Origin of the sequence: Brevundimonas pishanensis (genome assembly GCF_022750635.1) — a bacterium.
Classification (GTDB): domain Bacteria; phylum Pseudomonadota; class Alphaproteobacteria; order Caulobacterales; family Caulobacteraceae; genus Brevundimonas; species Brevundimonas pishanensis.
Genome location: NZ_JAJKBG010000001.1, coordinates 357,765 through 383,202, shown reverse-complemented (window position 1 = coordinate 383,202; position 25,438 = coordinate 357,765). Strand labels below are relative to the sequence as shown.

The following is a 25,438-nucleotide window of genomic DNA, read 5'->3' as shown; positions in this document are numbered from 1 at the left end:
AGACCGGATTGAACGGAAACGGCATAGTCCTGTGCATGAGCGTTGCCTTTACCCGCGAAGAAGATCTGGAAGCGACCGCCGCCGATCTGGTCGACCGCCCCGTTTCGACGCACCCCAACTGGGTGACCGCCGAAGGCTTGGCCCAAATCGACGCCGCCTTGGCAGAGGCGCGCGCAGCCTATGCTGCGGCGCAGGTGAACGGCTCTATCGAGACTGACCGCACGGCCATGGCCCGAGCCACGCGTGACCTTCGCTATTGGTCGGCACGGCGCAGCACCGCCCAGCTTCTAGAGATCGCGCCCGAAGGCAAGGTGCGCTTCGGCGGCACTGTCACCATCGAGCGCGAAGATGGCCGCACCCAGACCTTCCGCATCGTAGGCGAGGACGAAGCCGACCCCGCCAAGGGTTCTGTCAGCCATGTCTCGCCTCTGGCACGGGCCTTGATCGGCAAACAGGTCGATGAAGAAGCGGAAATCGCCGGACAGACCGTGGCGATCATCGCCCTAGACGCATAAAAAAGGCCCCCGAGACGGGGGCCTTTCCTATTGAGACGCAAGGGCCTTAGTGGCCGCCCTTGCCCTTTTCCAGTGCTACCGGCTGGAAGTTGCGGACGAAGTTTTCCAACAGGCGTACCGACCAGGCTGCCGAACCCGCGGGCTTGACGTCATTGCCACCGCCATAGGCGACATTGGCCATGTCGATGTGCGCCCACGGCGTTTCCGGACGAACGAAATTGCCGATGAAGTGAGCCGCGGTACCCGCACCCGGTCCCGGCTCGCCACCGTTACGCAGGTCTGCGATTGGGGATGCCAGACGGCCGCCGTAGGACGGGTGCATCGGCAGTTGCCACACGGGCTCGCCCGCGGCCTTGCCCGCTTCCACGATTTGATCAGCCAATGCGTCGTGACGGGTGAACAGACCGGCATAGTCCGGTCCCAAAGCCCCGCCCACAGCTCCGGTCAGGGTCGCCACGTCGATGATAGCCGCCGGATTATAGTTGGTGTCAGCCCAGGTGATGGCATCGGCCAGAACAAGGCGACCTTCGGCATCGGTCGAGACGATCTCGATGGTCTTGCCGTTCATCGCGGTCAGAACGTCACCCGGACGGATCGCACCGCCATCAGGCATGTTCTCGGCGACAGCGGCAACGGCCAGTACATCGACCGGCGCGCCCGACTTGGCCAGCGCGAGAACCGCACCCACCACGCCCGCAGCACCGGACATGTCCATCTTCATATTGCCCATGTTGGCGCCGGGCTTGATCGAGATGCCGCCGAAATCGAAGGTAATACCCTTACCGACCAGAGCAATCGGGCCCGTGGTGGCGGCACCCTGACCGCGATAGCGGACTGCGACCAGCGCCGGCGGACGCTGGGAGCCCTGACCCACGCCCAGAATCGCACCCATGCCCAGACGCTGCATAGCTGCCACGTCCAGAACTTCGACCGTCACACCCGGAATACCGGCAAAAGCTTCGCGTGTGCGGGCGGCGAACACCTCGGGATAGACGATGTTGGCGGGCTCGTTGGCGATGTTGCGGGTCCAGCTCATCGCCTCGACGATGTGGGCACCGCGTGACTTGTAGTGGGCCTCGGCATCGCCATCGGCGACGACGGTGATTGCCCCCGGCAGAGCCGTGATGCGAGCGTCGGTATTGTAGAAATCAACGCGGTACTGGCCAATGCCCAGACCCGTGACGATCTCGGAGACGACGTCCGAGGACAGGCCTTTGGCGGCGACGGTGAGGATTCCGGCTTCCGACATCAGGGCGCGGCCAGCAATCGTCCCGGCGGTTTGGATGTCCGCTGCGCCGGCGTCCTTGGCCAGACCCAGAACATACACGCGGTTCCACCCCGCGACGCCGTAGAGGCTGATGGATTTGCGTGGGCCGTAGTTGAAGCGCGCTGCGGTCAGACCCGACTTCACCGCTTCAACGGTGGCGGCGTCCAGACCGCGCACGGCCAGATCTTCTTCGGAGGAGGCGACAATGACCAGAGTATCCGATGCCGCCGGAAGGGCGCTGGCGAAAGCGACTTCGCGGATAACCGAGTAGCGGGCCGAAGCGCCAACGGGCTGGGCGACGCGCTCGTTCGCGGCAGGTGCGCGGCGCGACTGCGCCTCGGCCGGTTGAGCGACGCTCAAACCTGCGGCTGCGACGACAGCCAGAACGGCGATGGAAGATTTGTAGAAACGCTGCATCAGTCAGCCCCCTCGTTGACGACAGGTGGGCTTTATGAAGCGCGCCGCCCACGCGGAGCAACCCGCGTTAGGCACATCGCGCCCTCAACGCGACGCCGTGTCACGTCAGGAGCACGTTTGGGGCTGGCAGCTCCTTGCGCAACGCCAATGAGAAAGGGCGGGACCTTTCGATCCCGCCCTTCCGATAGTTCAGCTTGGAATAGCTTGGACTTAGAAGTCCATGCCGCCCACTTTAAGTGATGGGCCTCACGACGGACTTTCTTAGAAGTCCATGCCGCCCATGCCACCCATGCCGCCCATGTCCGGTGCGCCGCCGGCCGAGGCCTTCTTCGGAGCATCGGCAATAGCCGCTTCGGTGGTGATCAGGATGCCGGCAACCGAGGCAGCCGACTTCAGAGCCGAACGCACAACCTTGGCCGGATCGATCACGCCCATTTGGACCAGATCGCCGTACTCTTCGGTTTGAGCGTTGAAGCCGAAGTTGGCTTCGGTCGATTCCAGAACCTTACCGACGACGATCGAACCTTCGACGCCCGAGTTTTCCGAGATCTGACGGATCGGAGCTTGCAGGGCGCGACGGACGATGTTGATGCCAGCCTTCTGGTCGGCGTTGATGCCTTCCACGTTAGCCAGAACCTTCGAAGCCTTCAGCAGGGCCACACCACCGCCCGGGACGATACCTTCGTCCGCAGCAGCGCGGGTTGCGTTCAGGGCGTCGTCGACGCGGTCTTTCTTTTCCTTCACTTCGACTTCGGTCTCGCCGCCGACGCGCAGGACTGCAACGCCACCGGCCAGCTTGGCCAGACGCTCTTGCAGCTTCTCGCGATCGTAGTCCGACGAGGTCTCTTCGATCTGGCGCTTGATCTGGCCAACGCGGGCTTCGATCGCATCCTTGGCACCAACGCCTTCAACGACGGTGGTGTCTTCCTTGGTGATGACGACCTTCTTGGCCTTACCCAGCATGTCGAGGGTAACGGTTTCCAGCTTGATGCCGAGGTCTTCCGAGATGACTTCACCGCCGGTCAGGATCGCGATGTCTTCCAGCATGGCCTTGCGGCGGTCGCCGAAGCCCGGAGCCTTGACGGCAGCAACGCGCAGGCCACCGCGCAGCTTGTTGACGACCAGGGTCGCCAGCGCTTCGCCTTCGATGTCTTCAGCGATGATGAGCAGCGGACGGCCCGACTGAACAACAGCTTCCAGAATCGGCAGCATCGGCTGCAGCGAGGTCAGCTTCTTCTCGTGGAGCAGGATGAGCGGCTCTTCGAGGACAGCTTCCATCTTGTCGGCGTTGGTGATGAAGTACGGCGACAGGTAGCCGCGGTCGAACTGCATACCTTCGACGATGTCGACAGTGGTTTCGGCGGTCTTGGCTTCTTCGACGGTGATGACGCCTTCGTTGCCGACCTTGTCCATGGCCTGTGCGATCAGGCTACCGATTTCGGTGTCGCCGTTAGCCGAGATGGTGCCGACTTGAGCGATTTCCGAGTTGTTCGAAACCGGCTTCGAGATCGACTTCACTTCTTCCAGAACAGCTTCGACAGCCTTGTCGATGCCGCGCTTCAGGTCCATCGGGTTCATGCCGGCGGCAACAGCCTTCAGGCCTTCTTGCACGAGGGCTTGAGCCAGAACGGTTGCGGTGGTGGTGCCGTCACCCGCCTTGTCGTTCGCCTTCGAAGCGACTTCGCGGATCATCTGGGCGCCCATGTTCTCGAAGGCGTCTTCCAGCTCGATCTCTTTGGCAACCGACACGCCGTCCTTGGTCGAGCGCGGAGCGCCGAACGACTTCTGGATCACAACATTGCGGCCCTTCGGACCCAGAGTCACCTTGACGGCGTTAGCCAGGACGTTGACGCCCTTGAGCATTTTGTCGCGGGCATCGGTGTTGAACTGTACGATCTTAGCGGCCATGTGGCAGCTCCTATCTAAATGTTATTATTCAGGAATTCGAAAGACAGCCGGTGCTTACGAGAGCACGCCCAGGATGTCCGATTCCTTCATGATGATCAGGTCTTCGCCTTCGATCTTCACTTCGGTACCCGACCATTTGCCGAACAGGATGCGGTCGCCGACATTGACGTCCAGAGCGACGAACTTGCCGTCTTCGTCACGAATGCCCGAGCCAACAGCGATCACTTCGCCTTCTTGAGGCTTTTCCTTAGCGGTGTCGGGGATGATGATCCCGCCCTTGGTCGTGGTAGCTTCTTCAACGCGCTTTACCAGCACGCGGTCGCCGAGAGGACGAAACGCCATCAGAGGATCTCCAGTTAAAAATTGCCTTAGCAGCTTGAGGGAAGGCTTTAGCAGTCATCCCCCTCGAGTGCTAACGGCGGGGAGTTAGGCACCCCCACAGAGGGGGTCAAGGGTGGGCCTGACGAATTTTTCCGAAATCGCTGCCGCGAAGATGAAGCGAAAATGAACAGGGCCCGCTGGGGCTGTTCAGATAGGCTCCGCTATAAACATCCTCAGAGTTTGAACACCGGCTTTGAAAGGAGCCCGCCTATGAAGACCCTGTCCAAAATTGGCGTCGCGGCAATCGCCCCGGCTCTCGCCCTGACCCTCATGGCTTCGCCTGCTTCGGCCCAGCGCTATCATGACCGCGACCGCGGTAATGACGCTGCCAAGGATGCAGTCCTCGGTGCCGTCGTCGGCGGTCTGGCCGGTGCCATCATCGGTAATGGCGATGGTCGCTATGTCGCCGGTGGTGCCCTGGCAGGTGCTGCGGTCGGTGCCGCATCGTCGGATAACCGCAGCGACTGTAACTATTACCGCGGTGGCCGTTGCTACCGTAACCAAGGTCACTGGGAACGTGAAAACGGCATCAACAGCCGCGACCGCTACAGCTATGACCGCCGTGACTACCGCGGTGGCCGCTATGACCAACGCGACCGTGGCTATCGCTACGACCGTCGCTGGTAAGCGCTAGAAAACGCGAAGGGCCCGCCTGATGAAGGCGGGCCCTTTTTGCATTCATGGGGCTTAAGTCAGCCTTTTCAGCAAAGCCAAGGTGGACGGATCCAGCTCGTCGGCTCCACCCGCAGCGACGTTCATCACAGAGCTGGCCATGGCCTTGCCCAGTTCCACGCCCCATTGGTCAAAGCTGTTCAGGTCCCAGATCACGCCCTCGACGAACGTCTTGTGTTCATACAGTGCTATAAGCGCGCCCAAGGTGCTGGGCGTGACCTTGTCCATGGCGATCATCGACGACGGGCGATTACCTGGGAAGGTCTTGTGGGGAGCCAGCCGCGCCGCCTCTTCTTCAGACGCGCCGGCAGCCAGCATTTCATCATAAGCCGCCAACATGGACTGACCGACCATCAAGGCGCGCGACTGGGCAAGCGCATTGGCCCAGAGCTTGTTTTCCGGTCCGTCATCGTGGGTTTGGCGAACGATGATGAACTCGGTCGGGACGACCTGCGGACCTTGATGCAGTTGCTGGAAGAAGGCGTGCTGGCCGTTTGACCCGACCTCGCCAAAGATCACGGGACAGGTGGCCTGTTCGATGGGGCGGCCATCGCGGGTCACGCGCTTGCCGTTGGATTCCATCTCCAACTGCTGGAGGTAGGCCGGAAAGCGACGAAGGACATAGGCGTAGGGCGCGACCGAGCGTGCCGTCCGACCCAACCCGTCCACGTTATAAATCTGCGCCAACGCCATCAGGACCGGACCATTGCGGTCCAAAGGTGCGGTGACGAAGTGATCGTCCATAGCCTCGGCACCGCGCAGTAGCTCTTCGAACACATCCCAGCCCAGCGCGATAGCGACCGACAGGCTGACCGATGACCAAAGAGAGAAGCGACCGCCAACCCAGTCCGAGAAAGCAAAGGTCTGACCGCAGCCAAATTCGTCCGCCTTTTCAGGCGTAGCGGTCACCCCGACGATCTGTTTGGCAATATCGGCACCATCCGGCAGTCGCGACTGCAACCAGTCCCGCACAGCCTTGGCATTGGCGAGAGTTTCCAACGTCGTGAACGTCTTCGAGACGATGATAACCAGAGTGGTTTCCGGATCGAGACCCGCCAGAGCTTCTTGTCGATCAGCGGGATCGATATTGGCGACGAACCGCACCTGAAAAGTCGGGAAGCGGGTACGAAGCCCCTCCCAGACTACACGCGGCCCCAGATCGGAGCCGCCGATACCGATATGGACGACCGCCTGAATAGGTTTGCCCGTCGCGCCACGGATGGTGCCTTCGCGCACGCCGGTGGCAAAGGCCTTCAGAGCCTGACGCTGGCGATGCACTTCGTCGGTGATGGAACTGCCCAGAGCGAAGAACTGCTTGTGCGACGACGCCCTGAGGGCAGGGTGCAGCACTGCACGCCCTTCGGTAGTGTTGACGGCCTCGCCGGCGAACAGGGCATCGCGCGCGCCTTCAACATCGCGCGCCTGCGCAAGGTTGAGGGCAGCGGCCAGTCCGGCCCGCGTCCAGCTTTGTTTGGACAGGTCGATATAGAGGCCAGCCGCCGTTACCGACAAACGCTCCAGCCGCTCGGGGTCTTTCTCGAACTGTTCCAGGATAGAGGCGTCACGATCATGTGCAGCCACGGAGACAAGCCTGGACCATGCAGCATCCGAAGTGAGGATCGTCTCGGGTTCAGCCAACAGTTTTCAGCCCTCGTTTACCGTCGTTATACTAACACTCGAGCTCCAGGGGATAGAAGCCGAGGGGGACTCTAACCCGTCCGGAAACGGGTTGGAGGGGAAATTATTATGAGTTGCAACCTCGTATTCGCTGCGTCCCTGCTATTTTCAGCGGAATACAGTGCGTCAAACGTGCCTGTTGTAGAGGCCGTTGCATCAGCGCCATTATCCGACGAAGCTGAGCTGCGGTCACTTGTCCAGGAGGCGGGGCGACTAAAGGCTGTCGTCCAGTACTGGATGGAAGGCCCCGCCGTGGCCGAAGAACACTTCGCGCGCAGTGCGCCTTTTATGGCCTTCAGCTCACAGGCCGCCGAACTCTCGCACGCCAACATGCAGGCTCATCTGGCCTTGAAAGCCAGCGGCACCGACGGGGACCTGACGTGCATCCTGCGCGGGATCGCGGAGGATATTCCTAAAAAGGTAGCGCTCGTCGAGGCGGCCAAACCCGGTCCCGAGCGCAGACAGGCGTTCGAGGAACTGGCCTATCTGCTGAACGACAATGTCGAGGTTATTCTGGCCCCGCCGCACGTCGAGGGTGTGGACTAGGGCCTGGCCGCGTTTTTGACGGCCTTGATGACCACGCCCTCTGTCAGGATCTGGGGCAGGACCACGGGCTGAGCGGCATTCGGCGAATAGACCAGATATAGCGGCACGCCCGAGCGGCCATGACGTTGCAACTCTGCCGTGATGGCCGGATCGGAGCGTGTCCAGTCGCCCACCAGATAGATCGTGCCCGTATCGGCAAAGGCCTTGGCGGTACGCTCCGACGCCAGGGCTGTGCGCTCATTGATCTTGCAGGTGACGCACCAGTCGGCCGTGAAGTTCACAACGACAGGCTTGCCTTGCGACAACCCTGCCTGAACCACTTCATTCGACCAGGGGTTCGACGGTAGGGCCGAATGCGAGCCTTGTGCTGCCACGGTCACCGGCGTCCGTAGTGCCATGACACCCGCACCAACGAAGGCTACGGCGAAGGCTGCAGCAGTCCCGACCCATATGCGTGCATTCGGTTTTATTTGTGCGCGACCCACCAGCCAAAGCTTGACGGCTAACAAGACGGCGGCAACAGCCAACCAAACGATGCTGTTGGTCTGGCGCACGAACACCCAAGCTAACCAGACGGCCGTCGCATACATCGGTAGGGCCAGAATGTTCCGCAGTCGCTCCATCCACGGCCCCGGTTTGGGCAATCCCCGGAGCAGTCGCGGGCTGAGGCTGAGCACGAGATAGGGCAGGGCAAGCCCCACGCCGAGCAAAAGAAATACCGCCAGTGCCAGCGGCCATGACAGTACCAAGGCTGCCCCCGTCGCCACGGCCATAAAAGGTGCCGTACAGGGCGCGGCCACCACAACAGCTAGAACCCCTGTCAGAAACGCGCCGAACAGGCCCGATCGTTGAGCACCTATGCCGCCCAGTTGCTGGAGACGGCCACCGAAGCTGAAGATACCCGACAGGTTCATCGCCACGGCCAGCATCAACAAAGCCAATGCCCCGACCACCGCGGGTGACTGAAGCTGGAAGCCCCAGCCGATGCTTTGACCCAGTGCCCGCAAAGCCAGCAGCCCCCCCGCCAGCGCGCCAAATGACACCAGCACACCAACTGTAAAGGCGAATCCGTCGTGGCGCAGTTGAACCGGATCATGCGCGGAGCGTGTCAGGGCCGCCGCCTTCATGGCCAGCACCGGAAACACGCATGGCATCAGATTGAGGATCAACCCGCCCAGCAGCGCGAACATGGCAGCCTGCCAGAACCCGACCGTGGCCTGATCCTTATCGGGCGCATCTGTACTGACGCTTCCGTCGCCCGTAGTCCCCGCCAGGGCTGCACCTGACGACGCGGTGATCTCCCAAGCGCCCGCGTCGGTGGAAATGGTGCCCGTCACCGGCTCGGTCACGCCTTCTCGCGTTGCGCGTCCGGCGGGCACGCTAAAGGTCAGACCCTGCGGACCCAGCTCCACCTTTTGTTTGGCCGCATGGTCCAAAACGGTCTGGCCGTGCGCATAGAAATAGGCCCAGCGCGGCTTTAGGCCCACCAAGGGACCACCGGCCGCGTTGATGATGAGCTGGCCGTTTTCAACCCGCGCCGCGGCATCGATTTCGGCCGCTCGGGGGGCACCGGTGACCACGTTTTCAATGGCCCTGCCGTGCCGCGCGGTAAGTGGTGCCGCGCCTTCGCCCACCAGCAAATCCGTGGACAGCGTCATATTCACCGGCACGCACATCTCGTCGCTGCAGACAAGAAACAGGACGTTGGCCGAGACAGAGTATTTCTCGCCAGTCGTCAGACCGGCTGGCACTTCGATCGGTACAGGCAGGTAAACTTGGTCGCTATAAACATAGCTCATCAGCCCCATCAGCGGCTTGCGCTCGGGCAGGGGCCACAGGAAGTCTCCCGCCTTAAAACCGGCGGGCAGGTCCCACTGGGCTTCGGTTGCACCGCCGGAGTCGCCGGGGTTGCGCCAATAGGTATGCCATTGCGGCGAGATTTTCTGCCGGATAGCCAAAATAGCGGTCGAGCCGGGCACGACCCACTGGCTCATTGGCACAAGTTCGGCCTCGATCCGCGGGTCCTTTTGCACAGCCGCCATCGCCTGACCACAAAGGGTCAGGGCCACGAGCCAGACAATGAGCAAAAGTCGCAGGGGTGAGGTCATGCCGTCTTCCGTTTACGCCGAGCTAGTCTGCCTTAGCGACCGAAATTCGACGAGAACAGTCGACACGCTGTCCTACCCCTGCATTTGTGAGGCGTTTATCGGCGCGGAACGGCCTCCACCGTCACCTCGGTACGGCGGCGCAACGGTTCATTGACCTGCCCGTCGCGAGCGCCCTCTGAACCGACGGCGCTGACCTCGAATACGGGTGCTGGCCAACCTTGCGCTGCCAAAGCCTCGCTGACGGCCTGAGCGCGGCGCTCGGACAGGGCTTGGTTGGCGGAACTATCTCCGGTGGCCGAAGCAAGACCGGTGACGGATACCTTGCGGATATCGCAGCCTGACAGTTGCTGGCCGCGCATTTGCAGCAACGTTAGCGCTGCCGGCGCGAGACGGGTCTGCCCCTCGTCGAAATAGATTTCAAAGGTTTGGTTGGCACAGTTGACCGGGGCCACCAGTGCGTCGCGGGTCTTGTAGCCGCTGCCGTTTGTGGCACAGGCGCCCAGCGCCAAGGCCGCAGCAGCAATCCCTACACCCAGTGCGATACGCTTTACTTCAACCGAATTGGTCATAGGCCCCAACCTCCTTCAAACCCGGATAATGACGAGAGGCATGAAAAAGGCGGTCTCAGTCCGAGACCGCCTTCATCAGCGATGCCCTGAATTCAGGGCGTCCGCCTCAGCGGTTTTTAGTAACGGCGCTGGCCGTTTTCCCAATAGCACTCCGACTGACGACCGTCGTAGCAGTAGTAGTAACGGCCTTGGCTGTCGCGATAGCGCTGCTGGTTGTTACGGTCTTGGGCCGAACCGCGGACGGCACCGGCAGCACCACCCAGAACAGCGCCGATAGCGGCACCGCGACCGGCATTGCCGTCGCCTACGTTATTACCGATGATCGCACCTGCGACCGCGCCCAAACCGGCACCGACTGCACCTTGGCGAACAGCCTGATTATTGGTGCTTCCACCATAATACGGATCGCTAGCGCACGCGGTGACCAGAAGGCCGGCACCTGCCAAGGCGATGATTGCCTTATTCATGGATAAACTCCTCTTGCAGACATGTTGCAGCCCCGATGTGACACCAACGAACCGGAGCGCGACCGGTTCCGGTGAAAGGGTGCATAACTGCAGAGCTATATGTAGGAACCTAGACACAAGCTGAACGTTCGCTGCCCATGTCGAATATTTCCGCCGCTGCCCCCGACGACGCTTCGCCACAGGCTACCGAGCTAAAACGGGCTGTGACGCAGGCTGTCCCTCTGCGCCGCATTATCATGCTCATCAATCCGATGTCCGGCGGGGTGAATAATAACGCTGCCGATCAGGCCCGTGCCATTCTGTCCGAATATGATCTCGAAGCCGAAGTCGAGATTTTGGAAGGCGACGGCTTTGCGCAGACCATCGACAAGGCCATAGCCGCCCGACCTGATGCCCTGCTGGTGCTTGCCGGTGACGGCACGGCACGCTCGGTCGCCACCCTGGCCGGCAAGCACGACCTGTTGGTCGCAACCCTGCCTGGCGGCACCATGAACATGTTGCCCAAGGCGCTTTATGGAACGGGTGACTGGCAAAAGGCCCTGCGACGTACCCTTGAGCAGGGCGAGCCGCGCAAGGTCGGCGGCGGGGCGATTGGCGACGAGCATTTCTATTGTGCCGCGATTTTGGGAGCCCCCGCCCTGTGGGCTCCGGCCCGCGAGGCCATCCGTTCGGGCCAGTTGGGCGAGGCGTGGTCCAAGGCTCGCACAGCGTTCCGACGCGCTTTTTCCGGCCGTATCCGCTTCAGTTTGGATGGACGCGAGTCCGGCAAGGCAGAAGCCGTCGTCCTGATCACGCCTCTGATCTCAAAGGCCTTCAACGAGGATGACCCCGGTCTTGAAGCGGCCGTTATGCAGACCTCCGATGCAGGACAGGCTCTGCGCCTCGCCGCAAACGCCGTATTGAATGACTGGCGCGACGACGACGCGGTCGACACCACGCGAACCCGTTCGGTGAAGCTGTGGGGGCGGGCGCGCATTCCTGCCGTGATCGATGGCGAGACGGTGCCGGTCGGCAAGGAGGCAACGGTCAAATTCGTTCCCCACGCCTTCACCGCTCTGGCGCTGTCACCCGAAGCCGTTGAAGACAGCAACTGATGGGCGTCATTCTCCAGTTTTCCGACATCCACTTCGGTGTCGAGCACAAGGCAGCCGTCGACGAGGCCATGGCCTATGCGCATGCCTATCAGGCCGATCTGAACCTGATCACCGGCGACATCACCCAATCGGGCAAACGCTCCGAGTTCGAAGCGGCGGCTGAGTGGATCAAGGCCCTGCCCGAACCAGTGTTCGTCAGTGTCGGCAATCACGACGTGCCCTATTGGGATGTGTTCGCGCGCCTGTTCTGGCCGTGGAGGGCGTTCGAAACGGCTACTGGCCACCCCGCGCATGATCACGAGTTTACAGCGCCCGACTTTATGGTTCGCGGTGTGACCACCGCCCGCGGCTGGCAGGCCCGGCTCAACTGGTCCAAGGGCGTGATCGATCTTGATCAGACCCGCCGCGCCGCCGAAGCCCTGCGCCAGACTCCGCCCGATACCCTGCGGATCCTGTCCTGCCACCATCCACTGGTCGAGATGATCGACACCCCGATGTCGGGCGCAGTCAAACGCGGTGATCGCGCCGCGCGCATCTTTGCCGAAGCGGGCGTTGATCTGATCACCACCGGCCATGTCCATGTGCCTTTCGCCCTGCCCATCGATATGTCGGAGCGGCGTTGCTACGCGGTGGGTTGCGGAACGCTCTCCTTGAGGGAGCGGGACAATTATCCGCCGAGCTTTAACCGCATCGAATGGGACGCGCACACCATCAAGATCACAGTCGTGACGTGGGACGGTCTGGGTTTTGTAGACGGCGAGCACTGGACCCTGAAGCGCCGTCAGGACACCCGTCATGACGACACAGCACCGGATCCGAACATTCCGGGCGCGCTCGAAGCAGACACCTTGGGCGTCTAGGCCAGCATTACTTTCAGAACGCTGTCGAGGACGGGACGCCCCTTGGGTGTAGCCCGCAGCCGCTCACCGACCACCTCGACAAAGCCGTCACCGACCAGATCGGCCAGACGCCCTGCGGTGAAGTCCATCCCCAGTCGGGTCAGGACTTCGCGCGGTATCCCTTCGACAGTCCGCATCCCCAGAAGGACACGCTCTTCGTCGGCGTCCAGTGGCGACAAATGTTCGTGCTCTTGCCACGGCGTGCCCGCCGACACGCCCGCCACGTAATTGGCGATCCGGCGATGCGCGACTGTGGCTTGGCGTCCTTGCGAGGTGGTCAGGCGACCGTGCGCCCCCGGACCGACGCCGATATAGTCCCCGCCACGCCAGACGTGCAGGTTGTGGGACGAACGCGCAGCAACGCTGTTGGCGTGGTTGGAAACCTCATAGGCTTCGAAACCCTGCCTCTCCAAAATCTCTTGCGTGCTCTCATAGAGTGCCGCTGCCATGTCCTCGTCCGGCGGCACCAACCGCCCGCGCGCGAAGGCGCGGCCAAAGGCCGTCGTCGGCTCGATGGTCAATTGGTAGGGCGAGATGTGTTCGAAGCCCAGATCGAAGGCCGTCCGGAGTTCTTGGGTCCATTCCGGCACTGTCTGGTCGGGACGAGCATAGATGAGATCGATCGACAGACGCGGGAAAATCCGCGCCGCCGTGGCCGCCGCGCGCCTCGCCGAGGCGGCGCTATGATCGCGGCCAAGGAACTTCAGAGCCCCATCGTCAAAGGACTGGATACCCATCGACAGGCGGGTCACACCCGCATCGGCTAAAGCCTGATAACGGTCCGCTTCGGCATCGGTGGGGTTAGCCTCCAGCGAAACCTCGATAGCTCCGGCGACCGGAAACAGGCCGCGCGCCTCGTCCAGTATGCGGGCAACCGCATCGGGCTTCATTAGCGAAGGCGTTCCGCCTCCAAAGAAGACCGATGTCAGTTGCCGAGGCCCCATAAGGGCGGACTGAGCACGCAGATCGGCGACGATGGCCTCGACCAGAGCATCTTGCTCTAAATGTCGACCACGATCACGCACGACATTGAAGTCGCAGTAGGGGCAGATACGGGCGCAATAGGGCCAGTGGACATAGAGGGCGACCCGCCCGTCCGTGTCCGGCACATGATCAGTCAATCAGGACGGCCTTCAGGCGATCAAAGGCCAGTGCGCGGTGGCTCATGGCGTCCTTGGCTGCAGGATCCATCTCACCGAAGGTCAGATCGTGACCGTCCGGCTGGAAGATCGGGTCATAGCCAAAACCGCGCTCGCCACGCGGGGGCCATACCACCTGACCATCGACACGACCTTCCACAACAACACAGGTGCCGTCGGGCCAGGCTACGGCCAGTGCCGAGGTGAACCAGGCCGACCGATCTTTCGACCCGGTCTCTTCGATACGCTCCTCGACCTTCTGCATGGCCAGGGCAAAGTCTTTGCTCGGACCTGCCCAGCGCGCCGAAAAGATACCGGGCGCACCGTCCAGTGCGGCAATCGATAGGCCGGAGTCATCGGCAAGGCAAACCTCGCCAGAAAGCAGCGTGGCATGGCGCGCTTTCAGCATGGCATTGCCGACAAATGTCGTCTCCGTCTCATCCGGTTCGGGCAAATTCAGCTCTCCCGCCGTGACAATTTCGTAATTGCCGTCGAGCAGGGCGGCGATCTCGCGGGCCTTGCCGGGATTGTGGGTAGCAGCGACCAGCCGCATCCCCTTGATAAGACGAAGTTTCATGAGGCCACCTTAGGCCGATTTGGAACCTTGCGAAAGTTTAATATCGTTAAACGATATGTAACGTGCCTTAGAACAGCGGTCGCTCTATGTTCATTTTCAAGGACGACGGGTCGCAACGTTCCCAAGCGCCTCCTCCAGGGCAAGCTTCTTTCGCGACAATCAACGAATGCACAATCTTGTGCTAACCGGAGAAATGACAATGCAAACGATGAAAGCCTCGCTGATGATGGACAAGGTCGGCTACATCTTCCTCAACACCGTTCTGATCGCCGCCCTGCCGGCCGCTGCACTGGCAAGCCTGTTCCAAGCTCTTTGATTGTCCCGAGCTTTGACGAACGTGCAGAACATCGTGAATAGATAAGCTGCGCGCAACGCACACGCCGGGCGCAGCTCCTATTTGCGACCAAACGCGGACCGAAAACTCCATGGGATCGAAAACTTCAGGCCGAAGGCTCTTCTCCCAAATGTCTATGCCCCTTGCTGCAATCAAAGCCAGCGGTGGTTGGACGTTTCCCGCCCGCGCACTCAAGCTACTGATCGATATCGGGTTTACTGTATCGGTCGTGCTGACACTGATCTTCGCGATTGTTTTTGTCGTCGCGATCTTCATCCCCCTCGATACCTTCAGCATCTCCGTCGACAGTGGCGGCGTAACCCGCCAGATGCCTCTGACGCGCGGTCTGGTGCTGTTCGTCATGGCTGTTGTGACCACCTATTTCGCGGGTTTGGTGGTGATCCTGCGCTATTTGCGCCAGATGTTCCGGACCCTGCTGGCCGGTGATCCCTTCCACCCTGCAAACGTGATGCGTCTTCGTCTGGTCGGCGCAGCCCTGTTTTTCGTAACCATGCTGGGCTGGGCCTCGCGTCTGCTGGTCGCCAACAAACTGGCCCTCGGCGCGGTCGAAGCCCCCAGCGTCGGCGAGCTCGTCACCCCCGCTTTCGCTATCGTTATCACCTTCACGCTCGCCGAACTGTTCCGCGAGGGCGCGCGTTTGCGTGAAGAAACCGAACTGACGATCTGACGAATAACCGCTAGAAGCACTGAATCATGGCCATCCGCATCCAACTCGATCGTCTCCTTGCAGAGCGCCGCATGTCATTGACAGAGCTGGCGGATCGCGTCGGCGTGACTGTAGCCAACCTGTCGATCCTCAAAACGGGCAAGGCGCGGGCTATTCGTTTCTCGACCCTGACGGCTTTGTGCCGCGAGCTGGACTGCCAGCCGGGCGATCTGCTGGGCTATGTCCCCGGCCCGTCGTCCGAGACGCTCGAAGACTGAGGCGGTTGGCGCGCCGCCCTCCCAAACCCAGCGAAGATGACCGCCGCCTGTGGAAACGGGTGACGCATACCGTCACGCCCAAGGCTCCAACGAAATCCGACTACGTCGCCCCCGATGCGGTGGAGGCCGCGCTGGCCGAGATGACCGCCATGCTGGGCGAGGTCGAAGCGCCACCGGCTACCCCCAAGACCCGTGCCGTCCGCAAAAAGGCAGCAAAGACGGCCGCCGTCACCACGGCATCCAGCGGCAATAACGTCGCCTATCTGGCCGAGATTGCCCCGCGCCCCATGATCGGCCGCGCTTCCGACAGGCCCGTACCGGAAGATCTGGAGCCCAACCGCAAGCGCCGCCTGTCGCGCGAGCGCGATCCTATCGAAGCGCGTATCGACCTTCACGGTTTCAGCCGTTTCGAGGCCGAAGACGAACTTCGCGCCTTCCTCATGAGCTGTCAGGCGCGCGGCATGCGGGCGGTCCTCGTCATTACCGGACAAGGCCGTCAGGGCGGTGGCGTCATACGCTCCTCGTTCGAGGAATGGATGGCCAGTCCCTATTTGCGGCTGATCGTGTCGGGCTACTCGATTGCCCACCAACGGCATGGCGGTAATGGAGCGTTCTACGTGACGCTGCGCCAGCGCTAGATCAGGACTGGGCGTTGCGAATGGCGGCTGCTCCCGCAAAGGGCGCGATCACTAGCGCGAAAAGAACATAGGCACCCAGTAGCGCTACAGCCGGACCGACAGGCTGATCATTGGCCGCGCGCGCCAAGCCCCCTGCTCCGAACACGACAGGTGGAATAAAGAGCGGCAAGACGATCACGGCGATCAAAACACCGCCCCGCTTGGCCCCCAACGCCAGCGTGGCAGCGAGGGCTCCGGTAAAGGCAAAGCCCAGCCCCCCGATAAGCGCCGTCAGACCGGTCATACCAACAAGGCCCGCGTCCTGCCCCAGAGCCAAGGCCACCAAGGGTGCCATGACCGCCAGTGGCACGCCGTTGGCCAGCCACTGGGCCAGCGCCTTGACGACCACCACCGCTTCCAGCGGCACCGGCCCAAGCGCGAGAATATCCAGCGATCCGTCCTCCAGATCGCGCTCGAAAAGTCGTTCCAGCGACAGGAGCGAGGCAACGGCCAGCGCAACCCACGCCGCCCCCGATGCCATCGGGGCCAACGCCACCGGATCACCACCAATCGCCAACGGCAACATGGCGGCAAAGCAAAGCATAAAGCCACAGGCCAACAGCGGGCCGCCGCCGCCGCCCCAAGCCAGAGCTAACTCGCGACGGAAAAGGCCAAGCAGACTGTTCATGCACGCCCTCCCAGATCGAGAGATCGCGCGTCGAAGGGAAGGGGATCATGCACGGCCGCGATCATCATACCGCCCCGCGCAAGATGGTCCTGCATCAAGTGGCCGATACGTTCGCGCCACTGGCTGTCCAGCGGGGCCAAGGGCTCGTCCAACAACCAGAGCGCACGCGGAGCAGACACCAAGCGCGCCATAGACAGGCGACGTTTCTGGCCCGCAGACAAGCGCCGCGTCTCCAAATCCAGTAGGGGCTCAAGGTGGAGCCGCTCCACCGCAGCCTGCATGGCCTCTTCGGAGCCTTTGAGAAACCGGCACTGGAACATCAGTTCCTGACGCGCTGTTCGGGTGGCTTTCAGGCCTTCGAGATGTCCGGTCAGGTGAAGATGAGTGCGGCGCACCTCATCAGCATCGAGAAGCTCAGCGCCGCTCAGGAATGCGATCTGCCCGCCATTGGGCCTGATAAATCCCGCAATGGCGCGAAGCAGGCTGGACTTACCCGCCCCGTTCGCACCCGAAAGCGCCTGTGCCTGACCCGCCGAAAGGTCCACTGAAAGCCCGTCAATCAGGCACCGGTCGCCCCGCGACAGGGTCAGATCGGTAATCTTCAGGCCATCAAGCACTTGCGAACCTTTCTCAATGTCCCTTCATACCATGTGGATACATGGACGTGCCGCGCGGGCAAGCCTATATCCAAATGAGCCGCAGCAGGCTTTCGCCGCGCGCGCCCGGGACCTGTGTGCCTTGGTGTCATGCGCGCGAAAGCGCAACCGAATTGTCGGGCGGCGTTTGTCAGAGGACCTCCGCATGCCGTCGATTGACAGCCTCAAGACCCGCCAAGACCTTACGGTCGGGCGCAAGAAATACGCCTATTACAGCCTTCCCGCCGCAGAGGAAGCGGGCCTTGCCGGTATCTCGCGCCTGCCGCGCTCGATGAAGGTGCTGCTGGAAAACCTGCTTCGCAACGAAGACGGCGTTTCGGTCACCGAAGCCGATCTGAAGGCGGTTGCCGCCTGGATCGAGAACAAGGGTGCCGTAGAGCACGAGATCGCCTTCCGCCCGGCCCGCGTCCTGATGCAGGACTTCACCGGCGTTCCGGCGGTGGTTGACCTTGCCGCCATGCGCGATGCCATGGCCAAGCTGGGTGCCGATCCGGCAAAGATCAATCCGCTGAACCCGGTCGATCTGGTCATCGACCACTCGGTCATGGTCGATCACTTCGGTAACGCCCAGGCCTTTGGCCAGAACGTCGAGCGCGAATACGAGCGCAACATCGAGCGCTACAACTTCTTGCGCTGGGGCTCTTCGGCCTTCAACAACTTCCGCGTCGTTCCTCCGGGCACCGGCATCTGCCACCAGGTGAACCTCGAACACCTCGCCCAGACCGTCTGGACGGGCGAAGAGGGCAAGAAGACCGTGGCCTATCCGGACACCGTCGTCGGCACCGACAGCCACACCACCATGATCAACGGTCTGGCCGTTCTGGGCTGGGGCGTTGGCGGTATCGAAGCCGAAGCGGCCATGCTGGGCCAGCCGATCCCGATGCTGATCCCGGAAGTCATCGGCTTCAAACTGACCGGCAAGCTGCCGGAAGGCGCGACCGCGACCGACCTGGTGCTGACCGTCACCCAGATGCTGCGCAAGAAGGGCGTCGTCGGCAAGTTCGTCGAGTTCTTCGGTGACGCGCTGGTCGGGATGACCATCGAAGACCAAGCGACCATCGCCAACATGGCTCCGGAATACGGTGCCACCTGCGGCTTCTTCCCTGTGTCGCGCGCGACCATCGACTATCTGACCGCCACGGGCCGCGAAAAGGCTCGCGTCGCTCTGGTCGAGGCCTATGCCAAGGCCCAAGGCCTGTGGATCGACGAGACCTCGGAAGATCCGGTCTTCACCGACGTTCTGGAACTGGACATCTCGACGGTCGTCCCGTCGCTGGCCGGTCCGAAGCGCCCACAAGACCGCGTTGAACTGACGACTGCGGCACCGGAATTCGAACAGCACCTGACCGGCACCTTCGCCCGTCCGGCGGACGCGCCGCGCGCGGCTGTCGAAGGCGAGACCTTCACCGTCGGCGACGGTGATGTGGTCATTGCCGCCATCACCTCCTGCACCAACACCTCGAACCCGAGCGTGCTGATCGCCGCCGGCCTCGTCGCCCGCAAGGCGCGCGCACTGGGTCTGGCGCCGAAGCCGTGGGTCAAGACCTCGCTGGCTCCGGGCTCGCAGGTTGTCACCGACTACCTGACCGACGCAGGCCTGCAGGAAGACCTCGACGCGATGGGCTTCAACCTTGTCGGTTACGGCTGCACCACCTGCATCGGTAACTCCGGCCCGCTGGATCCGGCGATCTCGAAGGCCATCAACGACAATGCTCTGGTGGCGACCTCGGTCCTTTCGGGCAACCGTAATTTCGAAGGCCGTGTGAACCCTGACGTTCAAGCCAACTATCTGGCCTCGCCGCCGCTGGTTGTCGCCTATTCGATTGCCGGTTCGATGCGCATCGACATCACCAAGGACGCTATCGGTCAGGACAAGAACGGCAACGACGTCTTCCTGAAGGACATCTGGCCGACCGCAGAAGAGATCGCCACGATCCAGCGCAAGTCGGTGACGCCGAAGATGTTCGCCAATCGCTATGCCGACGTCTTCAAGGGCGACGCGCACTGGCAGGCGATCGAGGTCACCGGTGGCCAGACGTATGAGTGGGACAACAACTCCACCTACGTCCAGAACCCGCCGTACTTCGAAGGCCTGTCGATGGAGCCGACCCCGGTCGAGGACATTGTCGAAGCCCGCATCCTCGGCATCTTCGGCGACTCCATCACGACCGACCACATCTCGCCGGCTGGTGCGATCAAGAAGGCCTCGCCTGCGGGTGCCTATCTGACCGCCCACGACGTCGATACGCTGGACTTCAACTCCTACGGTGCCCGTCGCGGCAACCACGAAGTCATGATGCGCGGCACCTTTGCCAACATCCGTATCCGCAACAAGATGACGCCGGAAATCGAAGGCGGCGTGACCAAGCACTTCCCGTCCAAGGACGTGATGTCGATCTACGACGCCGCCATGCGCTATCAAGGCGAAGGCCGTCCTCTGGTCGTGTTTGCGGGCAAGGAATACGGCACTGGCTCGTCGCGTGACTGGGCGGCCAAGGGCACCCGTCTGCTGGGCGTTCGTGCGGTCATCGCCGAAAGCTTCGAGCGTATCCACCGCTCGAACCTCGTCGGCATGGGCGTCGTTCCGCTGCAGTTCAAGGAAGACGGCTGGCAGAAGCTGGGCCTGACCGGCGAAGAGATCGTCACCATCCGTGGCCTGACCGACGCCAACATCGGCAAGCTGAAGCCGCGCCAGGACCTGTGGGTCGAGCTGTTCCGTCCGGCAGACGGCAAGATGGCCCGCTTCCCGGTCCGCTGCCGCATCGATAACCAAACCGAACTGGACTACTTCAAGGCCGGTGGGGTTATGCCGTACGTTCTCCGGAACTTGGCTAGCGGGAAGTAAGACTTCCCGCCTAGGGGGCGTCGGGTCGAAAAGGCGAAGCCTTTTGATCGCCGCCCACTAGGAATGCAAAACCTGCACAACAGAAAAGGCCCGAGGAGCAATCCTCGGGCCTTGCCTTTATCCGCTTCCTGTCAGACTGCGGCTAGCTTTCGAGAAACTTGGGGAGGTCGAGAAGATGACAGGCCCATTTGAAACACCAAACGCGACCGCTTCATCAGCGCAGCATTATATTCTCGACGGGCTTTCTCATCGACATCACCAGCGATGATTTTGGCCACGCCCCTTTCGATCTCACGATCGATGTACGCTTCTTCAGCTACGAATATCACGTCCGTCATGGTCCCTCTCCCGATCTCGTGTCGCTTGACACAAGCTAGATTCGATTGATTTGATTCCCGCAGCAAATAATTTTTCATTAACTCTACCTCTGCGTGGCAACGGATAAGGCCATGATACCTGCAAACGCGCGAACCACCTCAGCGTTCAGGCTTCCCTTTTGATCGTGATCAAGCGTGAACTTGTTTGCCTTGCTGCTCGTCGCCACGACCACACCCCAAGGTGCCGGGTCGTTTAAAACATTTATAGGGACCGCAGCAATCGACCTATAGCGTTGTGCATCGCTATCGTGGCTGATTGAAGACGGTAATTTATCGAGCGTGCCCAATTGCAATGCTGACAAATCTGGAACCACTGTCTCTTCAGCCTTTGCATATGTAGAGCCTGTATGCCCCACCCCAATCGGCCATGAACGCGTTAAATTTGCATCGCGTTTATCGAACCTATCGGCAGCCACACAGCAAAGCACCTCTTTTCCCGACTTGTCTGGTCGAGCTTGGTACACTGAAAGTGTCCATTCCTCATCCATCTGAAAATTCAGTGCGGCTCGCAGCAGTGGAGCAGCAGAACTTAGTACCATTTGCGTCGCTAAAGCCTCATTTTTTTGATTTAACATAAGGCATTGCTCAACGGTTTCACGCATGGTGAACTGAGCAGTATGAAGATGCGACATTCTCTTAAGCTTATCTTCAATATCGCTTATATAATTCTGAATATATACACCCTCTACTTCGTAAGATCTCGCAGCTTCTAGAGCCGAACGAGCCTCTTCTAAAGCCTGAATCGAAGTTTTCTCTCTGAGAGCCCCGATAAACCCGCCGATCGCCATCGCCAGCGCCCCACAAACCCCTACCTATTTAGGCCAATGGTGTACGGTTTCAGTGAACTGAGCGATCCCTACGGCGAGCCCCCCGCCAACAATGAGAATGATTTTGACTATCCGTGAATCCCACACGAGTGCCTTAGCTTCCTCGCTGTACAAGGAACCCACACGGTCAGCGATTTCTTGAACTGAATCTGATGCCATCATTTCCCCCCACAAGAAATGATAACAGAGTTATTTGCGCTACTGGATTAAAAAAGCCCCCTCGGATCACTCCGAGGGGGCTTCTTCATTTCAACGCTAACCGTTGAGGCTACAGCTTACTCAGCCGCGACACGGTCTGCGTATTCTTCGATCTGGTCGAAGTTCATGTAGCGGTAAACGTCGGCGGCGTTCTCGTTGATGACGCCCATTTCGGCCATGTACTCTTCCACGGTCGGCAGGCGGCCCAGCTTCGAGGCCACGGCAGCCAGTTCGGCCGACGACAGGAAGACGTTCGAGCCCTTGCCCAGACGGTTCGGGAAGTTGCGGGTCGAGGTCGAAACCACGGTCGCGCCTTCCTTCACCTGTGCCTGGTTACCCATGCACAGCGAGCAGCCCGGCATTTCCATACGGGCACCGGCACCGCCGAGGGTCGAGTAGTGACCTTCCTTGGTGAGTTCCGAGGCGTCCATCTTGGTCGGCGGGGCGACCCACAGACGGGTCGGGATGTCCTTCTTGCCCTTCAGCAGCAGCGAAGCGGCGCGGAAGTGGCCGATGTTGGTCATGCACGAACCGATGAAGACTTCATCGATCTGGGTGTTCTGCACTTCCGACAGCAGGCGGGCATCGTCCGGATCGTTCGGAGCGCACAGGATCGGCTCCTTGATCTCGGCCAGATCGATTTCGATGACGTGCGCGTATTCGGCGTCGGCATCGGCTTCGAGCAGGTTCGGGTTGGCCAGCCAGGCTTCCATGGCGTCGATACGGCGCTGCAGGGTGCGGGCATCCTGATAGCCGTCGGCGATCATGTTCTTCATCAGCACGATGTTCGAGGTCATGTACTCGATGATCGGCTCTTTGTTCAGCTTGACCGTGCAGCCAGCAGCCGAACGTTCAGCCGAGGCGTCGGTCAGTTCGAAGGCTTGCTCGACCTTCAGGTTCGGCAGGCCCTCGATTTCGAGGATGCGGCCCGAGAAGGCGTTGATCTTGCCAGCCTTGGCGACGGTCAGCAGACCTTGCTTGATGGCGTAGTACGGGATGGCGTGGACGAGGTCGCGCAGGGTGATACCCGGCTGCATTTCGCCCTTGAAGCGCACCAGAACCGACTCCGGCATGTCCAGCGGCATCACGCCGGTGGCCGCACCGAAGGCGACCAGACCCGAGCCAGCCGGGAAGGAGATGCCGATCGGGAAGCGGGTGTGCGAGTCACCGCCGGTGCCGACCGTATCCGGCAGCAGCAGGCGGTTCAGCCACGAGTGGATCACGCCGTCGCCCGGACGCAGAGCCACGCCGCCACGGTTCGAGATGAACTCCGGCAGTTCGCGGTGGGTCTTGACGTCAACCGGCTTCGGATAGGCGGCGGTGTGGCAGAAGGACTGCATCACCATGTCGGCCGAGAAGCCGAGGCAGGCGAGGTCTTTCAGCTCGTCGCGGGTCATCGGGCCAGTGGTGTCTTGCGAGCCGACCGTGGTCATGCGCGGTTCGCAATAGGTACCCGGACGGATGCCTTGACCTTCCGGCAGACCGCAGGCGCGACCGACCATCTTTTGAGCGACGGTGAAGCCCTTGCCCGTGTCGTTCGGAACGACCGGCAGGCGGAACTCGGTCGACGGAGCCAGACCCAGTGCTTCACGCGCGCGGGCGGTCAGCGAGCGGCCGATGATCAGGTTAATACGGCCACCGGCTTGCACTTCGTCCAGAAGGACTTGCGACTTCAGTTCGAAGGTCGAGACGGTCTCGCCGTCCTTCACGATCTTGCCTTCGTACGGGTAGATGTCGATGACATCGCCCATGTTCAGGTTGGAAACGTCGACTTCGATCGGCAGGGCACCGGAGTCTTCTTGAGTGTTGAAGAAGATCGGAGCGATCTTGCCGCCGAGGGTCACGCCGCCGAAGCGCTTGTTCGGCACGAACGGGATGTCTTGGCCGGTGGCCCAGATCACCGAGTTGGTGGCCGACTTACGCGACGAGCCGGTGCCGACAACGTCACCGACGTAGGCGACGAGGTGGCCCTTGGCCTTGAGGTCTTCAATGAACTGCATCGGACCGCGAACGCCGTCTTGCTCAGGCGTGATGCCCGGGCGCGCGTTCTTCAGCATGGCGAGGTAGTGCAGCGGGATATCCGGACGCGACCAAGCGTCCGGTGCCGGCGACAGGTCGTCGGTGTTGGTTTCGCCGGTCACCTTGAAGACGGTGACGGTGATCTTTTCGGCAACCTTGTCGCGCGAGGTGAACCATTCGGCGTCGGCCCACGACTTCAGAACGGCTTGGGCGTTGGCATTGCCAGCCTTGGCCAGACCGGCAACGTCGTGGAAGAAGTCGAACATCAACAGGGTCTTCTTCAGACCCTCGGCAGCGACGGTGCCGACAACAGCGTCCGGCAGCAGGTCGATCAGCGGCTTGACGTTATAGCCACCGACCATGGTGCCCAGCAGCTGGGTTGCGTATTCGCGCGACAGGCCCGGCACTTCGAAATCGCCGTGGGCCACAGCCGACAGGAAGGAAGCCTTGACCTTTGCGGCGTCGTCAACGCCCGGCGGCACACGATGGGCCAGCAGCTCCAGCAGTTCTTCCGAAGAAGCCTCTGCGGTCGGAGCCTTGATCAGCTCGATCAGTTCAGCAGTTTGCTGGGCCGACAGCGGCAGGGGCGGAATGCCCAGAGCCGCACGTTCGGCAACGTGTTCGCGATAGTGTTGCAGCATGCGTTGACCTGTGTGTGGTATCCCCGACAGCCTCGCAAAAGGCCGCCAAAATATTTATGCGAGGCCTTTCCCACATAAAGAATAGGGTCGCAATAGAAGCCCGCCGGATGGGTATTCGATGTACGTCGTACAGGCAGTGCCGATAGCGCAATGACGCGCCCGATCAGTCGATCTTCAGTGCCTCGGCAAGAAGACGCGCCTCGGCAGCGCGGCTGGAACCTGATCGCCAAGCGACAACGATTTCGCGGTGCGGTCCATCCTCCGAGAGCGGACGCACAACGACCCCCGGATTATCGGCCAGGCCCGCATTTACCGCCATCTGCGGAAGGAAGCTGACGCCCAGTCCGGAAGAGACCATCTGAACAAGGGTCGGCAAGGTCGTGGCGGCGAAAACATCCTCGCCCTTGGGGGCCTCGATCTTCACTGCCGCCAAGGCCTGATCACGCAGGCAGTGACCATCCTCCAGAAGAATAAGATCTTCGGACTTCAACGCGCCTTGCGGGATGGGACCGGTTCCCGCCAGCGGGTGGTTGACCGGAGCTGCGACAACGATCTCGTCATCGGCAATGTGCGCGTGGTCAATGCCCGGCGCATCATAGGGCAGGGCGATCACCGCGGCGTCGAGCTGACCCGATTTCAGGCCCGCGATCAGACGCGGGGTCAAATCCTCTCGGATAAACAGTTTCAGTGCCGGATAGCGGTCCCGCAGGGTCACCAGCTTTTGCGGCAGAAGATAAGGGGCCACCGTGGGGATGATGCCCAGACGGAAACGGCCGGACAGGGGTTTGCCTGCGTTGCGGGCGGCCTCGACCAAATCCTCGGTGCGGGCCAAGACGTCTTCGGCGCGCCGGACGGCCTCGGCTCCCACAGCGGTCAGAAGTACAGCACCGCGGGTGCGCTCCACGACAGGTGCTCCAAGAATACGCTCCAGCTCCTGAACACCGGACGACAAAGCGGGCTGGCTCACGTGAGCTGCATCAGCCGCGCGGCTGAAGGAACCATGCTCGGCAAGGAGCTTGAGGTACTGGAGTTGTCGTAAGGTGGGAAGCATGGAG

24 protein-coding genes are annotated in these 25,438 nt (G+C 61.5%); 9 read left to right on the top strand and 15 right to left on the bottom strand.

Annotated features, from left to right (window positions below; genetic code table 11):
• Positions 1-35 precede the first annotated feature (35 nt).
• Positions 36-515 carry a transcription elongation factor GreA gene (greA, locus tag LOX95_RS01895; protein WP_242912597.1) on the top strand — a complete coding sequence of 160 codons (480 nt, stop codon included), beginning with the start codon at positions 36-38 and terminating at the stop codon, positions 513-515.
• Positions 516-561: 46 nt separating this feature from the next.
• On the opposite strand, the gene LOX95_RS01890 is transcribed toward greA, so the two are convergent.
• The 3 genes from LOX95_RS01890 to groES form a co-directional block, all read right to left on the bottom strand.
• The gene (locus LOX95_RS01890; protein ID WP_242912596.1) at positions 562-2,199 is read right to left on the bottom strand and encodes a leucyl aminopeptidase family protein; all 1,638 of its coding nucleotides are present in this window, start codon (positions 2,197-2,199) and stop codon (positions 562-564) included.
• 261 nt (positions 2,200-2,460) lie between these two features.
• Positions 2,461-4,107: a chaperonin GroEL gene (gene groL, locus LOX95_RS01885; protein ID WP_242912595.1), complete on the bottom strand. Its 1,647-nt coding sequence runs from the start codon at positions 4,105-4,107 to the stop codon at positions 2,461-2,463.
• Between the two features lie 54 nt (positions 4,108-4,161).
• Positions 4,162-4,449: a co-chaperone GroES gene (gene groES / locus LOX95_RS01880; RefSeq protein ID WP_242912594.1), complete on the bottom strand. Its 288-nt coding sequence runs from the start codon at positions 4,447-4,449 to the stop codon at positions 4,162-4,164.
• Between the two features lie 249 nt (positions 4,450-4,698).
• On the opposite strand from groES, the gene LOX95_RS01875 reads away from it, so the two are divergent.
• Positions 4,699-5,115 carry a hypothetical protein gene (locus LOX95_RS01875; protein WP_242912593.1) on the top strand — a complete coding sequence of 139 codons (417 nt, stop codon included), beginning with the start codon at positions 4,699-4,701 and terminating at the stop codon, positions 5,113-5,115.
• Positions 5,116-5,175: 60 nt separating this feature from the next.
• Here LOX95_RS01875 and pgi read toward each other — a convergent pair whose 3' ends face one another.
• The gene (gene pgi, locus LOX95_RS01870) at positions 5,176-6,780 is read right to left on the bottom strand and encodes a glucose-6-phosphate isomerase (protein ID WP_242913093.1); all 1,605 of its coding nucleotides are present in this window, start codon (positions 6,778-6,780) and stop codon (positions 5,176-5,178) included.
• A 309-nt stretch (positions 6,781-7,089) separates the two neighbouring features.
• On the opposite strand from pgi, the gene LOX95_RS01865 reads away from it, so the two are divergent.
• Positions 7,090-7,383, top strand: a complete 294-nt coding sequence (locus LOX95_RS01865; protein ID WP_242912592.1) for a hypothetical protein — start codon at positions 7,090-7,092, stop codon at positions 7,381-7,383.
• Here the strand turns inward: LOX95_RS01865 and LOX95_RS01860 are convergent.
• The 3 genes from LOX95_RS01860 to LOX95_RS01850 all read right to left on the bottom strand — a co-directional run bounded on the left by LOX95_RS01860 (position 7,380) and on the right by LOX95_RS01850 (position 10,527).
• The gene (locus LOX95_RS01860) at positions 7,380-9,491 is read right to left on the bottom strand and encodes a protein-disulfide reductase DsbD family protein (protein ID WP_242912591.1); all 2,112 of its coding nucleotides are present in this window, start codon (positions 9,489-9,491) and stop codon (positions 7,380-7,382) included. The genes LOX95_RS01865 and LOX95_RS01860 overlap by 4 nt on opposite strands.
• Before the next feature lie 95 nt (positions 9,492-9,586).
• Complete coding sequence (locus tag LOX95_RS01855; RefSeq protein WP_242912590.1) at positions 9,587-10,060, bottom strand: OmpA family protein; 474 nt, start codon at positions 10,058-10,060, stop codon at positions 9,587-9,589.
• Positions 10,061-10,176: 116 nt separating this feature from the next.
• Positions 10,177-10,527, bottom strand: coding sequence for a glycine zipper domain-containing protein (locus tag LOX95_RS01850; RefSeq protein ID WP_242912589.1), 351 nt, complete (start codon positions 10,525-10,527; stop codon positions 10,177-10,179).
• A gap of 137 nt (positions 10,528-10,664) precedes the next feature.
• Here LOX95_RS01850 and LOX95_RS01845 point away from each other — a divergent pair, with 137 nt between their 5' ends.
• Both LOX95_RS01845 and LOX95_RS01840 read left to right on the top strand, forming a co-directional pair.
• Positions 10,665-11,621 (top strand): diacylglycerol/lipid kinase family protein, encoded by a 957-nt coding sequence (locus LOX95_RS01845; protein WP_242912588.1) that lies wholly within the window; start codon positions 10,665-10,667, stop codon positions 11,619-11,621.
• On the top strand, positions 11,621-12,481 hold the full coding sequence (locus LOX95_RS01840; RefSeq protein ID WP_242912587.1) for a metallophosphoesterase family protein: 861 nt from the start codon (positions 11,621-11,623) through the stop codon (positions 12,479-12,481). Before LOX95_RS01845 ends, LOX95_RS01840 begins: the two co-directional genes overlap by 1 nt.
• On the opposite strand, the gene hemW is transcribed toward LOX95_RS01840, so the two are convergent.
• Both hemW and rdgB read right to left on the bottom strand, forming a co-directional pair.
• Positions 12,478-13,641: a radical SAM family heme chaperone HemW gene (gene hemW / locus LOX95_RS01835; protein WP_242912586.1), complete on the bottom strand. Its 1,164-nt coding sequence runs from the start codon at positions 13,639-13,641 to the stop codon at positions 12,478-12,480. The two genes, LOX95_RS01840 and hemW, sit on opposite strands and share 4 nt — an antisense overlap.
• Positions 13,634-14,236: an RdgB/HAM1 family non-canonical purine NTP pyrophosphatase gene (rdgB, locus tag LOX95_RS01830; protein ID WP_242912585.1), complete on the bottom strand. Its 603-nt coding sequence runs from the start codon at positions 14,234-14,236 to the stop codon at positions 13,634-13,636. Before rdgB ends, hemW begins: the two co-directional genes overlap by 8 nt.
• A 470-nt stretch (positions 14,237-14,706) precedes the next feature.
• Between rdgB and LOX95_RS01825 the strand changes: the two genes are divergently transcribed.
• From LOX95_RS01825 to LOX95_RS01815, 3 genes are read left to right on the top strand one after another with little or no spacing between them, the layout of a single operon-like run.
• A complete protein-coding gene (locus LOX95_RS01825) occupies positions 14,707-15,258 on the top strand; it encodes a DUF2975 domain-containing protein (RefSeq protein ID WP_242912584.1) in 552 nt (183 codons plus the stop codon).
• Between the two features lie 26 nt (positions 15,259-15,284).
• Positions 15,285-15,515 (top strand): helix-turn-helix domain-containing protein, encoded by a 231-nt coding sequence (locus tag LOX95_RS01820; RefSeq protein ID WP_242912583.1) that lies wholly within the window; start codon positions 15,285-15,287, stop codon positions 15,513-15,515.
• Between the two features lie 5 nt (positions 15,516-15,520).
• Positions 15,521-16,153, top strand: a complete 633-nt coding sequence (locus LOX95_RS01815) for a Smr/MutS family protein (RefSeq protein ID WP_242912582.1) — start codon at positions 15,521-15,523, stop codon at positions 16,151-16,153.
• A gap of 1 nt (position 16,154) precedes the next feature.
• On the opposite strand, the gene ccmB is transcribed toward LOX95_RS01815, so the two are convergent.
• Both ccmB and ccmA read right to left on the bottom strand, forming a co-directional pair.
• Entirely contained in the window at positions 16,155-16,820 is a 666-nt protein-coding gene (gene ccmB, locus LOX95_RS01810) for a heme exporter protein CcmB (protein ID WP_242912581.1), read from the bottom strand.
• Positions 16,817-17,437, bottom strand: coding sequence for a heme ABC exporter ATP-binding protein CcmA (ccmA, locus tag LOX95_RS01805; protein ID WP_242912580.1), 621 nt, complete (start codon positions 17,435-17,437; stop codon positions 16,817-16,819). The genes ccmB and ccmA overlap by 4 nt, the downstream gene beginning before the upstream one ends.
• A 184-nt stretch (positions 17,438-17,621) precedes the next feature.
• On the opposite strand from ccmA, the gene acnA reads away from it, so the two are divergent.
• The gene (gene acnA, locus LOX95_RS01800; protein ID WP_242912579.1) at positions 17,622-20,321 is read left to right on the top strand and encodes an aconitate hydratase AcnA; all 2,700 of its coding nucleotides are present in this window, start codon (positions 17,622-17,624) and stop codon (positions 20,319-20,321) included.
• A 131-nt stretch (positions 20,322-20,452) separates the two neighbouring features.
• Here acnA and LOX95_RS01795 read toward each other — a convergent pair whose 3' ends face one another.
• The 4 genes from LOX95_RS01795 to LOX95_RS01780 all read right to left on the bottom strand — a co-directional run bounded on the left by LOX95_RS01795 (position 20,453) and on the right by LOX95_RS01780 (position 25,434).
• The gene (locus LOX95_RS01795; protein WP_242912578.1) at positions 20,453-20,659 is read right to left on the bottom strand and encodes a hypothetical protein; all 207 of its coding nucleotides are present in this window, start codon (positions 20,657-20,659) and stop codon (positions 20,453-20,455) included.
• Between the two features lie 83 nt (positions 20,660-20,742).
• The gene (locus tag LOX95_RS01790) at positions 20,743-21,486 is read right to left on the bottom strand and encodes a hypothetical protein (RefSeq protein WP_242912577.1); all 744 of its coding nucleotides are present in this window, start codon (positions 21,484-21,486) and stop codon (positions 20,743-20,745) included.
• Between the two features lie 314 nt (positions 21,487-21,800).
• Positions 21,801-24,383, bottom strand: coding sequence for a bifunctional aconitate hydratase 2/2-methylisocitrate dehydratase (gene acnB / locus LOX95_RS01785; protein WP_242912576.1), 2,583 nt, complete (start codon positions 24,381-24,383; stop codon positions 21,801-21,803).
• A gap of 163 nt (positions 24,384-24,546) precedes the next feature.
• Complete coding sequence (locus tag LOX95_RS01780; RefSeq protein WP_242913092.1) at positions 24,547-25,434, bottom strand: hydrogen peroxide-inducible genes activator; 888 nt, start codon at positions 25,432-25,434, stop codon at positions 24,547-24,549.
• Positions 25,435-25,438 lie beyond the last annotated feature (4 nt).

Coding starts and splice junctions, on each gene's coding strand:
- greA (WP_242912597.1), top strand. CDS start 36: ATGAGCGTTGCCTTTACCCGCGAAGAAGATCTGGAAGCGACCGCCGCC.
- LOX95_RS01890 (WP_242912596.1), bottom strand. CDS start 2,199: ATGCAGCGTTTCTACAAATCTTCCATCGCCGTTCTGGCTGTCGTCGCA.
- groL (WP_242912595.1), bottom strand. CDS start 4,107: ATGGCCGCTAAGATCGTACAGTTCAACACCGATGCCCGCGACAAAATG.
- groES (WP_242912594.1), bottom strand. CDS start 4,449: ATGGCGTTTCGTCCTCTCGGCGACCGCGTGCTGGTAAAGCGCGTTGAA.
- LOX95_RS01875 (WP_242912593.1), top strand. CDS start 4,699: ATGAAGACCCTGTCCAAAATTGGCGTCGCGGCAATCGCCCCGGCTCTC.
- LOX95_RS01860 (WP_242912591.1), bottom strand. CDS start 9,491: ATGACCTCACCCCTGCGACTTTTGCTCATTGTCTGGCTCGTGGCCCTG.
- LOX95_RS01855 (WP_242912590.1), bottom strand. CDS start 10,060: ATGACCAATTCGGTTGAAGTAAAGCGTATCGCACTGGGTGTAGGGATT.
- LOX95_RS01850 (WP_242912589.1), bottom strand. CDS start 10,527: ATGAATAAGGCAATCATCGCCTTGGCAGGTGCCGGCCTTCTGGTCACC.
- LOX95_RS01845 (WP_242912588.1), top strand. CDS start 10,665: ATGTCGAATATTTCCGCCGCTGCCCCCGACGACGCTTCGCCACAGGCT.
- LOX95_RS01840 (WP_242912587.1), top strand. CDS start 11,621: ATGGGCGTCATTCTCCAGTTTTCCGACATCCACTTCGGTGTCGAGCAC.
- rdgB (WP_242912585.1), bottom strand. CDS start 14,236: ATGAAACTTCGTCTTATCAAGGGGATGCGGCTGGTCGCTGCTACCCAC.
- LOX95_RS01825 (WP_242912584.1), top strand. CDS start 14,707: ATGCCCCTTGCTGCAATCAAAGCCAGCGGTGGTTGGACGTTTCCCGCC.
- LOX95_RS01820 (WP_242912583.1), top strand. CDS start 15,285: ATGGCCATCCGCATCCAACTCGATCGTCTCCTTGCAGAGCGCCGCATG.
- ccmB (WP_242912581.1), bottom strand. CDS start 16,820: ATGAACAGTCTGCTTGGCCTTTTCCGTCGCGAGTTAGCTCTGGCTTGG.
- acnA (WP_242912579.1), top strand. CDS start 17,622: ATGCCGTCGATTGACAGCCTCAAGACCCGCCAAGACCTTACGGTCGGG.
- LOX95_RS01795 (WP_242912578.1), bottom strand. CDS start 20,659: ATGACGGACGTGATATTCGTAGCTGAAGAAGCGTACATCGATCGTGAG.
- LOX95_RS01790 (WP_242912577.1), bottom strand. CDS start 21,486: ATGGCGATCGGCGGGTTTATCGGGGCTCTCAGAGAGAAAACTTCGATT.
- acnB (WP_242912576.1), bottom strand. CDS start 24,383: ATGCTGCAACACTATCGCGAACACGTTGCCGAACGTGCGGCTCTGGGC.
- LOX95_RS01780 (WP_242913092.1), bottom strand. CDS start 25,434: ATGCTTCCCACCTTACGACAACTCCAGTACCTCAAGCTCCTTGCCGAG.